At 67.3% G+C, this 12,542-nt stretch carries 12 protein-coding genes; 6 read left to right on the top strand and 6 right to left on the bottom strand.

Going from position 1 to position 12,542, the window contains the following annotated elements:
- Window positions 1-320 precede the first annotated feature (320 nt).
- A complete protein-coding gene (locus PY310_RS03635) occupies window positions 321-1,346 on the top strand; it encodes a DUF808 domain-containing protein (RefSeq protein ID WP_275212804.1) in 1,026 nt (341 codons plus the stop codon).
- A 99-nt stretch (window positions 1,347-1,445) separates the two neighbouring features.
- Window positions 1,446-2,072: a DUF2231 domain-containing protein gene (locus PY310_RS03630; protein WP_275212803.1), complete on the top strand. Its 627-nt coding sequence runs from the start codon at window positions 1,446-1,448 to the stop codon at window positions 2,070-2,072.
- Between the two features lie 50 nt (window positions 2,073-2,122).
- On the opposite strand, the gene PY310_RS03625 is transcribed toward PY310_RS03630, so the two are convergent.
- The 5 genes from PY310_RS03625 to PY310_RS03605 all read right to left on the bottom strand — a co-directional run bounded on the left by PY310_RS03625 (window position 2,123) and on the right by PY310_RS03605 (window position 7,930).
- The gene (locus tag PY310_RS03625) at window positions 2,123-3,139 is read right to left on the bottom strand and encodes an Lrp/AsnC family transcriptional regulator (protein ID WP_275212802.1); all 1,017 of its coding nucleotides are present in this window, start codon (window positions 3,137-3,139) and stop codon (window positions 2,123-2,125) included.
- Window positions 3,140-3,236: 97 nt separating this feature from the next.
- Window positions 3,237-4,484, bottom strand: a complete 1,248-nt coding sequence (locus PY310_RS03620; RefSeq protein WP_419095444.1) for an amidohydrolase — start codon at window positions 4,482-4,484, stop codon at window positions 3,237-3,239.
- A gap of 62 nt (window positions 4,485-4,546) precedes the next feature.
- Window positions 4,547-5,278, bottom strand: coding sequence for a hypothetical protein (locus PY310_RS03615; protein ID WP_275212801.1), 732 nt, complete (start codon window positions 5,276-5,278; stop codon window positions 4,547-4,549).
- A gap of 14 nt (window positions 5,279-5,292) precedes the next feature.
- Window positions 5,293-6,027: a DUF5058 family protein gene (locus PY310_RS03610; RefSeq protein WP_275212800.1), complete on the bottom strand. Its 735-nt coding sequence runs from the start codon at window positions 6,025-6,027 to the stop codon at window positions 5,293-5,295.
- Between the two features lie 316 nt (window positions 6,028-6,343).
- The gene (locus PY310_RS03605) at window positions 6,344-7,930 is read right to left on the bottom strand and encodes an alkaline phosphatase D family protein (protein WP_275212799.1); all 1,587 of its coding nucleotides are present in this window, start codon (window positions 7,928-7,930) and stop codon (window positions 6,344-6,346) included.
- Window positions 7,931-8,173: 243 nt separating this feature from the next.
- On the opposite strand from PY310_RS03605, the gene PY310_RS03600 reads away from it, so the two are divergent.
- Window positions 8,174-8,911: a hypothetical protein gene (locus tag PY310_RS03600; RefSeq protein ID WP_275212798.1), complete on the top strand. Its 738-nt coding sequence runs from the start codon at window positions 8,174-8,176 to the stop codon at window positions 8,909-8,911.
- A gap of 52 nt (window positions 8,912-8,963) precedes the next feature.
- On the opposite strand, the gene PY310_RS03595 is transcribed toward PY310_RS03600, so the two are convergent.
- The gene (locus PY310_RS03595; protein WP_275212797.1) at window positions 8,964-10,274 is read right to left on the bottom strand and encodes a diguanylate cyclase domain-containing protein; all 1,311 of its coding nucleotides are present in this window, start codon (window positions 10,272-10,274) and stop codon (window positions 8,964-8,966) included.
- A gap of 220 nt (window positions 10,275-10,494) precedes the next feature.
- On the opposite strand from PY310_RS03595, the gene PY310_RS03590 reads away from it, so the two are divergent.
- The 3 genes from PY310_RS03590 to PY310_RS03580 all read left to right on the top strand — a co-directional run bounded on the left by PY310_RS03590 (window position 10,495) and on the right by PY310_RS03580 (window position 12,499).
- Window positions 10,495-11,550: a 2,3-butanediol dehydrogenase gene (locus PY310_RS03590; protein WP_275212796.1), complete on the top strand. Its 1,056-nt coding sequence runs from the start codon at window positions 10,495-10,497 to the stop codon at window positions 11,548-11,550.
- Between the two features lie 92 nt (window positions 11,551-11,642).
- Window positions 11,643-11,933: a hypothetical protein gene (locus PY310_RS03585; RefSeq protein WP_275212795.1), complete on the top strand. Its 291-nt coding sequence runs from the start codon at window positions 11,643-11,645 to the stop codon at window positions 11,931-11,933.
- A 203-nt stretch (window positions 11,934-12,136) separates the two neighbouring features.
- Window positions 12,137-12,499 carry a cupin domain-containing protein gene (locus tag PY310_RS03580; RefSeq protein WP_275212794.1) on the top strand — a complete coding sequence of 121 codons (363 nt, stop codon included), beginning with the start codon at window positions 12,137-12,139 and terminating at the stop codon, window positions 12,497-12,499.
- Window positions 12,500-12,542 lie beyond the last annotated feature (43 nt).

Below are 12,542 nucleotides of genomic sequence, written 5' to 3'. Positions count from 1 at the left end.
CTGCACGTAATACTGATGCACCAACTCCCGAATCTCATCGCGGCTAATACCTCGCGGGCCAACAGTCATAGCTGCTCCCATTCCTCTTCAATCACTGACTGACTCACAACCAGCCTGACGCAGAGGGGTTTTTCCCGGACGCTCTCTCAGTTAATGCGCGTTTTTCCCGGACGCTCTCTCACCTGACGGCTGTGGCCCCACCGTTCATCGGGGCCCACCGCTGCTTGGGGCCCACCGTATAATCTGAGCATGCCGATCACGCGCCTCCACCGAGGCCTCCATGCCCAGCAGCCCATCCTTAACCAGCGCGGGATCGACCAGTGAGCGGCGGTCTGGTCGCACTGCTGGACGACATCGCAGCCCTGGCCCGGATCGCGGCCGCCTCGGTGGACGACGTCGCCGCCGGAGCCGCGAAGGCCGGGGCCAAGGCCGCCGGCGTGGTGATCGACGACGCCGCCGTCACCCCGCAGTACGTGTCAGGCGCGGACCCGTCCCGGGAACTGCCGATGATCAAACGGATCTTCTGGGGCTCGCTCCGGAACAAGCTGTTGTTCATCCTGCCGGCGCTGCTGCTGGTCAGCGCCTTCCTCCCGTGGGCCATCCCGTTCATCCTCATGGCCGGCGGCACCTACCTTTGCTACGAGGGCGCGGAGAAGGTCTGGCACAAACTCCGGGGAGACCATTCGGACGAAAAGGCGCCCGCGGTCCAGCGGGGCCCGGACGCCGAAGCCAAGGTGGTCAAGGGCGCCATCACCACCGACTTCATCCTGTCCTGCGAGATCATGGTCATCTCCATGAACGAGGTGGCCACCGAGTCCATCTGGGTCCGGGCGTTCATCCTGGTCATCGTGGCTGTGGCAATCACCGTGCTCGTGTATGGCGCCGTCGCGCTCATCGTCAAGATGGACGACGTCGGCCTGCACCTGACCACCAAGGATTCCGCGCGTACGCAGCGGTTCGGCGAGCTCCTGGTCAAGGGGATGCCCGCCGTGCTGACCGCCATCACCCTGATCGGGACGGTCGCCATGCTCTGGGTGGGCGGCCACATCATGCTGCAGGGGGCGTACGACCTCGGCTGGCACGCACCCTACGACCTGGTCCATGTCCTCGAGGCACCGGCCGCCGCGGTCCCGGTGGCCGGCAGCTTCCTGGGCTGGCTCGTGAACACCTTGTGCTCCGCGGTCCTGGGCATCATCTGGGGCCTCGCAGTCATGGCCATCGTGGTCCCGCTGCTCAAAGTGCTTCCCTTCGGCAAGAAGAGCGGTCACGAGCACGAAGAGGGCGACGTCCGCGCGGAACTCGCAGGGTACCGGCCGGCGAAACACAACGAGGATTCGGGCCGCTAGGCATTCCTTCCGGCCGACGGCCGGGGTGCACCGGCGCCTGCGGATTTCCAAAGAAATTAGGCGGTGCAATTGCCGGGTGCCGGGAGTATTTTGGGCTGCATGCACGCCTCATCCAACGAACCTGATGCTTTTACGACGGAGAAGCTCCCGAATCCGTCCGGCCTGTCCGTAGCTGCCAACGCCGGCAGCGGCGGACGTTACGCCCGGCTCCTTGGCCGGATCGAAGAGCTGCCCCTGGGCGGCCTCGTCAAAACAATCGAGCCTGTTGCGGGACGCCTGACAGCACGGCCCGGAATGCGTAGCTTCTTCCGGGGCGACGCCACCGGCACCCCTGTGCACAGCATCCTGACCGATGCACCCTTTGGCACCTGGTGGTCGGCCATATTCCTCGATTTCTACAACGACGACAGCTCGCGGCTCGCGGCAAAGCGGCTGGTGGCTGCGGGCGTCATCACAGCAGTTCCCACTGCCGTCGCCGGCTGGGCCCAGTGGAGCATGAAGGACCAGGGCACCAAGCGCGTCGGCCTTGTCCACGCCGCCGCCAATGGCGCGGCCGTTCTTGTCTACGCTGCCTCCTGGGCGGCCCGTGAAAGCGGCCGCCACGAGCTGGGGGTCGGCCTGGCACGGGCCGGAGCCCTGCTGCTGCTGGTCAGCGGCTTCCTGGGCGGCCACCTGCGCAGCGGCGAGCCGCGCCGTGTGGTGAAGCGGCCCCGGAGCGACATCTAGTTCCGAAGGCCACACCCTCCAAGGGCCGGGAACCCCCGGGCGCAAGCACCCTATTTCCCGGCCCCGGCCCCGGCCCCGGCCGCGACTCCAACCTGCGGCAGCTTCCCGTTCAGGTAGGCAACCGTGCTGCGCTTGAAGATCCCGGTGAACAGCGAGAGGTCCACACCGGTCACGCCGGGATGCGCAGCGATTCCCTGCATCACCGCGTGCAGCTCCGCAAGGCTCCGGGTGGCGGTCTGGACGAGGATGCGGCCCGAAACGTTGGCGGCCCAGCGCGTCGCCGGCAGGTCCGCAATGTACCGTCCGGCGGCGTCCAGCGCGGAGGCTTCGGCGCGGACGGTCAGGAGGCCCTCCACCGGATATCCGATCGACGCCGGGTCCAGGACCGCCCGCACGTACACGGCACCGTCGGCAATGAGCGTCTCCAGCCGCCGGCTCGCGGTGGCCTTGGACACCCCCAGCCCGGCGGCCAGCTCCTCGATGGTGATCCGGCCGTTGGCACGCAGGAGCTCGGCGAGGGCGCGGTTCGGCTCATCCAGGGGCTGCATCCCGAGCTCCATATACTGCGCGGCGAACTGCGGGTGTTCGGAGGGGCTCAGCGCCTCGTACTGCTCCAGGGTCAGGACGTCCGGACGCCAGCCCGAAACGGTGCGGTAGTACTCGAAGATCGGCTCAAGCGAGAGGTCCCGCACGCCCTCGAGCGCGGCCAGCTCGCCGTACAGGAATGCGCCCACGGCGTCCCGTTCGAGGAAAAGCTCCACGATGCACTCGCTCGACCCGGACAGCGCGCTGATCCAGTGCGTCTCGGGCCGCCCGGCGAGCCAGGTCCCCGCCGTCGTGATTGCGCACGGCGCGGCGGTCACGCGGAGCATGTAAAGGTCCACGGGCGCCAGCGCGGCAGGACTCGGGAAAGACTGCACGCGCACCGCCCCGGATGCGAGGAGCCGGTTGCCCCGGCGCGCCACCGTGCGCTCCTGCTGCCCAAGCACCTCCGCAATCAGCCGCCAGGGCGCGCGGCCGTTGCGTACAAGGGCTGCCACAATCTGGCGGTCGAGGTCATCGAGCATGCGCTTCATCCTTCCATGCCCGGGCCATCGCTCCTGGCAGGCACCGTTTAAAGGCGAACGCACGACGGCGGGTGGGAACCCGCCGTCGTGCGCTTGGCTAGTTGCCCAGGTACTCCAGCAGCACCGCCAGCGCCGCTCCGGTGCCGTTGACCACGGCGAGCTCGGCGTTGGGCGCGAACTGGGGGGAGTGGTTGCCGGCCGGGGCCTGGCCGTCCGCGAACGCCGCGGCCGGGAACGCGCCGAAGGCCCAGAACACGACGGGAACGCCGATCGCGTCGCCCAGCCAGCCGGCGTCCTCCGAGCCCATGCCCAGCGGCGACTCGACCACGGCGTCCGGCCCGAACCCGGCCGTCAGCGCCGCCGCGGCCCGCGCGGTGTGCTCGGCGTCGTTGAAGAGGCGCGGGAAACGGTTGATCTCCACGATCGCCGGCTCACCAATGCCGGAGGCGGCGGCCTCGGCGGCGACAATGCGGCGGATGGAGCCCAGTACGTGGGCACGGACGTCCTCGTCGGGGGTGCGCACATTGACGGAGAATTCGGCGGTCTCCGGGATGATGTTTTCCTTCAGGCCAGCGTGGAACGTCCCCACGGTCACGACGGCCGGCGTGATGGGGGCGAGCTCGCGGGAGACGATGGTCTGCAGGCGCAGGACCATCGAGGCCGCGGCGACGATCGGGTCGAGGGACTTCTCCGGCTGGGACCCGTGGGCCTGGCGGCCGCGGACGGTGATCCGCCACGAATCGGCGAGGCTGGCCATGTTCCCGGCACGCAGCCAGAACTTTCCCGCCTCCACGGGCATCACATGCTGGGCGAGGACCACCTCGGGGCGCGGCGCGCGGTCCCAGAGGCCGTCGTCGACCATTGCCTTGGCACCCCACGCGGTCTCCTCGCCGGGCTGGAAGAGGAACACCACGGTGCCGTGCCACTTCTCGCGGTTGGCGGTGAGGTACGCGGCGGCCGCGAGGGCTGCGGTGATGTGGGTGTCATGCCCGCAGCCGTGCATGGCGGGCGCTTCCTTGCCGTCGGGCAGGGTGCCCGTGGCGGTACTCGCGTAGTCCAGGCCGGTGGCCTCCTCGATGGGCAGGCCGTCCGTGTCCGCGCGGAAGCCGACCACGGGCCCCTCGCCGTTGGTCAGGAGGCCGACGACGCCGGTCCCGCCGGAGCGGAAATGCTCAACTCCCAGCTCGGTCAGCCGGGCCTCGATCGCCTCAGCGGTCCGGTGTTCCTCCGAGGACAGCTCGGGTGCCCGGTGGTACTCCTTGTACATAGCGACGTGCTCGGCGACGAAGCCCGCGGGGACCTCAATGCCCTTGGCAAGGGTGGTGGTGGTGGCGGTGTCAGTCATGGTGGCCTTTCGGGTCAGTCAGGTTCGGTGCTGCTCTGCGGGCTGCGGTTCTGCCTGCGGGCTTAGTGTCCGATGGAGGACGGCGCCTCGGATGATGCGGGCTCCACGCTGCGGTTCCGTGCGAACCAGGCCACGAGGATCACGGCGACCACGGAAACCGCGGTTGCATAGTTGGTCAGCGCCGGGGCGATCCGGATCACGCCGAAGACCACGATGGCCGAGACCACGGCGGCGATGATGGTGGTCCGGGGGTTCTTCATGGCCACCACGGCCTGGACCGTCACGGCGCCGAAGACCGCGGCGAGGATGTAGAGGCGGGCCACGGCGATGAGCCCTGGCGGCAGGACACCCAGGAGCCAGGTGCCGAGGAAGCCCACGAAGACGATGAGCGAGAGGATGTGGACGGCTGCCGCGCCGATGATCGCGGCGCCGGCGATGAGCTCGGCCCGGCGCGTGCCCGGCTTCTCGCCGAGGTCGGTCTGGGCGATGATTGCGGACGGGAGCAGCTTGTTGGCGATGTTGCCGATCATGAACGCCTGGTACATGGCGGAGCGGCCGAGGATGGGGTAGTAGGAGATCGGCTCCACGACGGCGATGATGCCGAACGTTGCGAAGACGATGCCGAACGCGGTCCACACCTCCTGGCCGGTGATGCCGAGGCCGGTGCCGAACGCGGCGAAGAGCGCGGCGGCGAGGGAGACGAGGAAGCCGAGCCCCAGGGTGATGGGGCCCCAGATGGAGGTGGTGCGCTCGAACTGGGCGAGCCCGTCGAGGGATGCGGTCTTAGAGGACATGAGGTTCTCCTGGGCTACTTGGCGGTGACGATGAAGGCGGCGGCGAGGGCCACGAAGATGGCGATGCCCAGGCCCCACTCGCGCAGCCAGGGCTTGTCGAAGAATTTCGCGGCGGCGATGCACAGGCCCATGACCACCGCCGAGACGAGCAGCGTGAGGATATGGACGCCGGACTTGGTGGTCTCGGCGAACGCGAGGGTGAAGAACGCGGCGAGGATCGCTGCCGTGGGGACCACGGTCATGACGGCGGGGTTGACCTTGCGCAGCGTCTTGTCGCCCTTGGCCAGGATGGGGGTGAGGATGAGCGCGGTGAGCATCCACACCAGGCCGCCGAGGGTCATGGCCGCGAAGCCGATGGCGAAGACCTTCTGTGTGTAGGTGGGGCCGCCGAGCTGGGCGCCCTGGGACTGGGCCGCCAAGCCGGCCGCGGCGACGTCGAACGCCGCGGAGCCCACCAGGCCGATCCGGGTCAGGACGGCCGGGGTGCTGAAGAGCGGCAGGAGCGAGACGGCCACGAGGGCGACGGCGAGCGAGGGGCCGATCGCGGCGATGCCGCCGCGGCGGACCGAGCCGATGACCTGCTCGTCCGTCAGGTTGACCGAGCCGGCGGCCTTGCGGATGGCCCGCAGGTAAATCACGGACTGGAGCACGATGACCGCGAACACGGCGGCGGCGCAGATCCAGAGAACAGGGTGGAAAGACACGGGGCTGATGTCAGTCGAACCCGGGTCGACGGCGAAGCGGTGCATCCGCACTCCTAGGGGTTTCGGGATTGGCTCAGGTGTGATGTCGATCTATTACCTCTGTGACCCACATCATTGCTGATTTCTTCTATGGAACGCCACATGATGTCCATAAGTCAAGAGTTCGACCTTGTTTCTGTCGATAATGACTACCTGCATGGGTTTTCAGAGGACGCTCTCTCACTTAATGCGGGTTTTCAGGGAACCCTCGCTCACCTTGGCTGCACGCAGCGAAACCCCCGGCCGAGCAAACTCGGCCGGGGGTTTCGGCGTCTGTCGAAACGGACTTCGACAGACGCAACGCAGGGAGCGTCGGCAGGTTTTACTTGGCCACCAGCCCCGGCGCCCCGTCCCGGATCTCAAACGAGGCCTTTGTCGAAACGGGAGCGCCCGGCGTCGTGACGTAGTCCAGGGTCCGGAAGTCCGCGGTCATCGCGTCCCTGGTGATGCGCGTGTTCACGTACCCGCGGTTGTCGTTGTAGAACTTCAGGTGCGGGTTCCAGGCCATGACGGGGTCGGTGGTTGAACCTGACCCGTTGCCGGTGGAGGTGATGGAGGTGCAGACCAGCTCGGAACCCACCACAGGGGAGGCCGGGTCCTTGTAGTCCACCTTGACGTCGTTGGCCCAGTTGCGGTGCACATCGCCGGTGAGGACGACGGCGTTGCGCACCTTCGCGTCCACCCAGCCCTGGGTGATGCGGCGGCGCGAGGCGGCGTAACCGTCCCAGCCGTCCATGGAGACGTCGTCGATCTCCGGTGCGGCGTTCCGGTCGCGCTCGGTGAAGAAGACCTGCTGGCCCAGGATGTCCCACCGCTGGGTGGAGTTCCTGAAGCCGTCCAGCAGCCACTTTTCCTGCTCGGCGCCGGTGATGGTGCGGTCCTCGGCCAGACGCCCGGCCACGTTCTTCTTCCAGCCGTCACCCGCGAGCTGGTCGTCGCGGTACTGCCGGGTGTCCATCATGTGGAAGTTGGCCAGCTGGCCCCACTGCAAAGTCCGGTAAATCTTCATGTCGGCACCCGCCGGGACCGATGACGCGCGCAGGGGCATGTTCTCGTAGTACGCCTGGAACGCGGCGGCGCGGCGCTGCCGGAAGTGTTCGGTGGTGTCGTTCAGCTGCCCGGCGTCCGCGTTTTCCGGGACCTCGTCCGCCCAGTTGTTGTCCACTTCGTGGTCGTCCCACACCACCAGCCACGGTGCGACGGCGTGCGCGGCCTGCAGATCGGCGTCGGCCTTGTACTGCGCGTGCCGCTGCCGGTAGCCCGCGAGGCTGACGGTCTCCGGGCCTTCGTGGTCCCGCGGGTTCCCGCCGCCGATCACGTAGCTGTCCTTTTTGTACTCGTACAGGTAGTCGCCCAGGTGCAGCACCAGGTCCGGGTGGTCCTGCGCCAGCCGCGAATAGGCAGTGAAGTAGCCGTGCTCGTACTGCGCGCAGCTGGCGAAGGCCATGGCCAGCGCGGCCGGCGTCTCGTGCAGCGCCGGGCTGGTGAGGGTGCGGCCCACCGGGCTGACGTGCTTGCCGGTGCGGAACCGGTAGAAGTACTCGCGGCCCGGGCGGAGTCCCGTCAGCTCCACGTGCACCGAGTGCGCGGTTTCGATCCGGGCCTGCTCGACGCCGCGGGCTACTACCGTGCGCATGCTTGCGTCTTCAGCCACTTCCCAGGCGACGGCGACGTTGCGTGCGGGCATGCCGCCCAGGCCGTCCCCGGCCACAGGGTTCAGTGCGAGGCGCGTCCAGATGACGAAGCCGTCCGGCCACGGCTCGCCCGAGGCGATGCCGAGCATGAACGGATCGGTGCGGAGACCGGCGTCGTCCGCGGTTGAAACCGCGACGGCGGCACCCGGCCAGGCGGCGACGAGACCGGCCCCGAGGCCGGCGGTGAGCAGGGACCTGCGTGAAATGTTATCCATGGGTTCGACGGTACGGACACCGGTTGGACAGGTTCTGAGGAGGATATGAATGGCTGGTTAACTGCGTGACAAGAGCTGTCGATGCGCCTCCACAGGCCGAAAGGGTATCTTTGGCGAGGGGGGCCGTACCGGTCAAGTCCTACACCGGTGTCCGGGTTTGCCCGCGGCCAGGCCGAGCAGCACGCGACCGATGTCAGCGCCCGACGGTAATGTCGCCGTCACCATGACAGAGGAGAGTGACTGGTGAGCAACGCCGGTGAATGGACTGCACCGCTCAAGGCATTCCACGAGAAGCAGCTGGACCGTCCCCGCCGTGTGTACCGGCTCGGCAAGACAAAGGTGCTCTTTTCGCGTGGCCATGCCGCCTGCACCGTGGGTGCAGCTGTTGTGGCGTCATGGCTGGACTTTCCAACCTGGACGTTCTGGATTGCCATCGCCATCGGCTATTTCGGCGGCAAGTACCTCTTCCCGGTCCCTCGCAGCAGCGTGGCGAGCCGCTACGGCTTCAGGCCGGTGGCCCGGAAAAGTCCCGGCGAACTGGACTACATGACGCCGGAGGAGATCCGGGCTTACCAGTACAACGTCCAGTTCATCCAGAAGGGCGTCACCCCCTTGGAGTTGGGGACCGAAGAGGCCCTTGGCCGGCAGTCTGAGGGAGCCCGGGCAGTGTCCCGGGCCGCAGGCACGGACGCCGGGATGTTGGCGCACTTGTCCCTCGCCGATGTCCACGAATACGGGCGGACCGCCGACCGCCACGATCTGCTGAAGCGGCGGTGGCTCACCTATGAGGTGGACCCGCAGTTGCAGTTCGATTACCCCGCCATGTCCGATGTCTCCTTGCCGGCCACCGCGGCCATGATCCGGGCCATGCACAATGCCGATTACGAGAGGGCCATAGGCAATGGGGCCGCTTACAGGCTGGCTGTGGACAGGTTTTCGCAGACCCTGGCTGAGGCGGAACGGGCAGCCGGCGTTCCGTAGAAGTGGCGTGTGCCCGCAGGGTGAAAGAACCGGACACCGGGCCCCGGCCGGCTTACCCGCCCAGGGTATCGAAGGCCTCGTACCTGGCCTTGCCGCCATGCTTCGCGCGGTACATCGCCGAATCCGCCTGCCGCAGCAGTTCCCTGACGTCCGCGGTCTCCGGTGTCCGCTGTGCGGCACCGATGCTCAGCGAGACGCGCAGCGGCCGGCCGCCGATCACAAACGGCTCGCTCAGTGCCTCGTAGATGCGTTCGGCGACGGGCCCCGTTGTGGGAGTGCCGTCGTCGTTATCCATCACGACGACGGCGAACTCGTCACCTCCCAGCCGGGCCACCAGGTCCCCGCTGCGGACGCTGGAACGGATCCGCTCGGCCAGCTGGACCAGCAGCGCATCGCCGCCCTCGTGGCCCAGCGAATCGTTGACGTCTTTGAAGTCATCGATGTCGATGAAAAGCAGGCCCTCATTCCGCGTCCGGGCCTGCTTGTCCTGGCTGAATGACGCCGCCAGCCGCTCGGTGAGGGCCGCCCGGTTGGCGAGCCCGGTGAGGTCATCGTGCGTGGCACGGTAGGTCAGTATTTCGTGGCTGTCCTGGAGCGCGGCGGCCATCCCGTTGAACGCCACCGCCACTTCGCCGAGCTCGTCCCGGCGGGCCACGGACAGGCGGTGGCTGTAGTCTCCCGCCTCCAGGTTCCGGACCCCGCGGTGCAGGCTGTTGAGCGGACGGATGAGGTCCTTGACCATCCGACGGCGGAGGTAGAGTGTGCCGCCCACCGCCACCAACAGGAGCACCCACCTGGCCACGAACAGCAGGTCCTCGAAGAAGCTCGTGTCCACCAGCCCCCGGTCCAGTCCGTCCACCGACGACGCCTGGATGGCGGCCAGCTGCCGGCGCACGTTCGTACTCGCTTCCATCAGGGCGGTCGCATCGGCCACGCGGTTTCCCGTCAGCCCCGGTGCCTGCGCGCCCCGGAGACCGCTTTGCTCGAGGCTTGCCTGCCAGTCCCGGTGTGCCTGCTCCAGCGCGGCGGTCCGGCTTATGTTCCCGGCGCCGGCGGCGGCTGCTGCTTTGAAGAGCTCCTCCACGTCTTCCTGTGCGCCGGCGAATGCGGTTCCATCCACGGGCTTTGCCTCGATCAGCCGGTGTCCCAGTTGCTCGTGAACGTCCAGGGCGGCGGTCAGCTCGTTGACGCTGCCGTACTCGGCCTTCAGGCTCCCGGCGGCGCCCTTCATCTCGTTGACCACCAGCCGGACACCGGCGATGGTGACCACGGCGCCGATCAGCAAGGCCACCAGCATGTACGTGAACGCCCGGGACCATTCGCGCTGCAGGCTGTACGAGCGCGTGGTGGGGGCGTTATTCATGGGCGTCCTCAGGCCGGGGAAGGTAATGACCAAGTTACACGGCGCACACCAGGCACAGGGGTTTGTTTCGGGGTCCCCAAGAGGCCGGCTGCTCTCCCCGGCCACAGCCGAAGGTCCCTACCGGACCTCCCGCCCTGGTGCAAGGATGTTCGGACGTGGCCGGGCCGCCCCTGAGGACCCGGGCGCGGGCAGGAATATCCATTCCACCGAAAGGCTCATCATGAAGGCAGCACGTTTCCATGCCCGCAAGGACATCCGCATCGAGGACATTCCGGAACCGGAACTCCGGGCAGGGGCAGTGAAGATCGACGTCGCGTGGTGCGGTATCTGCGGAACTGACCTGCACGAGTACCTGGAAGGACCCATCTTCTGCCCGGCGCCGGGGCATCCGCACCCCCTCTCCGGCGAGGAGTCACCGGTGACCCTGGGGCACGAGTTCTCCGGGACTGTCACCGAGGTCGGCGACGGGGTGGAGGGGCTCGCGGTGGGCGACAACGTCGTCGTCGAACCCTATTTCGTGGACGGCGACTGCGACATGTGCCAGGCGGGCAGCTACCATCTCTGCCGGCAGATGGGCTTCATCGGGCTTTCCGGCGGCGGTGGCGGCCTGAGCGAAAAGATCGTGGTGGACAAGCGGTGGGTGCACCCGATCGGGGGCATTCCGCTGGACGAGGCGGCCCTGATTGAACCGCTGTCCGTGGCGCACCACGCGGTGGCCCGCAGCGGCGCGAAGGCCGGCGATGTCGCTCTGGTGGGCGGGTCCGGGCCCATCGGGCTGCTCACTGCCGCGGTCCTGAAGGGCATGGGCGTGACCACCATCATCAGCGAGCTCACCGCGGCTCGCAAAGAGAAGGCTGTCTCCAGCGGGGTGGCAGACCACGTCCTGGATCCCAGCCAGGAGGACGTCCCCGCGCGGGTACGCGAGCTCACCGGCGGAACCGGTGCCGACGTCGCGTTTGAGTGCGCCGGCGTGAACGCCGTGCTGGACACCATGCTCGACGCCGTCCGGCCAGGTGCCGTGGTGGTCAACGTGTCCATCTGGGGTGCTCCGGCCACCGTGGACATGCAGAAGCTGGTGCTGAAGGAGATCGATCTCCGCGGCACCATCGCCTACGTCCGCGACCACCCGGCCGTGATCAAGATGGTGCAGGAAGGCAAGGTGGACCTGAAGCCGTTCATCACCGGCAGGATCGCGCTGGATGACCTGGTGGAGCAGGGCTTCGACACCCTGATCAACCACAAGGACACCGCGGTGAAGGTGCTGGTGCATCCGTAGGCACGCCGGTTTTCAACCGTCCCGTCGACGAGGTTGCCCAGCCATAAATAGTGTGACCCGATATACATCCAGCCAGAACGGAGAAAAGTTCGATGTTCGCCAGAATCAGCACGTACCAGACCAGCCCCAACACGCTCAGGAACGCACCGACGGAGGAAATCATCACCAGGGTGCTCCAGCTTCCGGGGTGCAAGGGAATCTACTACCTGAACAGCAAGGAATCCGACAAAGCACTCTCCATCACGCTGTGGGACACCGAGGAATCGATGGTTGCCACCCGGCAGGACGCCACCAGGATCCGCGAGGAGACCAGCGAGGCGGACAAGACGCACATCGTCTCGGTAGAGGAATTCGAAGTGACCGCCAACAGCCTCAACACGTGACCGTCCCGCAGAAAAGCTCGGCGGCTCGCTGCTGACCGGGCCTTGCGCGACTGCAGCGGCCGTTCCAGAAAGTTCTTGCGGGGGTCCGGGCGCAGGCGGAGAATTGCCTCACTGGCGGGGTTTCATCTCCTTCCCCGCCGTGGGCATCGAGGCCCCGCCGGCGTCCAATCAGCTCAAGAGCATCACCGTCCATAGGAGATGAAATGCCAAATCTAGTTCGCATGAGCCTGGACTCGCCCGAGGAGACCCGACCCTTCGAAGGTGACACCGGCCAGCTTCAACTCGTCAACGTCGACAAGGGCGCCGTTGGGCGCGCCACGTTCCTGCCCGGCTGGCGCTGGTCCGAACACGTCAAGCCGATCGCCAAAACAGAGAGCTGCCAGGCATCCCACATGGGGTACTTCGTTTCGGGCCGGATGAAAGTGGTCATGGACGACGGCGAGGAGATGGAATACAGCGCCGGCGACTTCGGCATCATGGCACCCGGGCATGACGCCTGGGTGGTGGGAGACGAGCCCTGTGTGGTCATCGACTGGCAGGGATTCGCCGACTACGCGAAGCGCTGAACATGCGGTTCCCGTCGGCGTCACCCGGCGCAGTGTGACCCGA

Origin of the sequence: Pseudarthrobacter naphthalenicus (genome assembly GCF_029076445.1) — a bacterium.
GTDB lineage: Bacteria > Actinomycetota > Actinomycetes > Actinomycetales > Micrococcaceae > Arthrobacter > Arthrobacter naphthalenicus.
The sequence above is the reverse complement of the archived record's forward strand: the minus strand, read 5'-3'. Positions and strand labels throughout refer to the sequence as shown.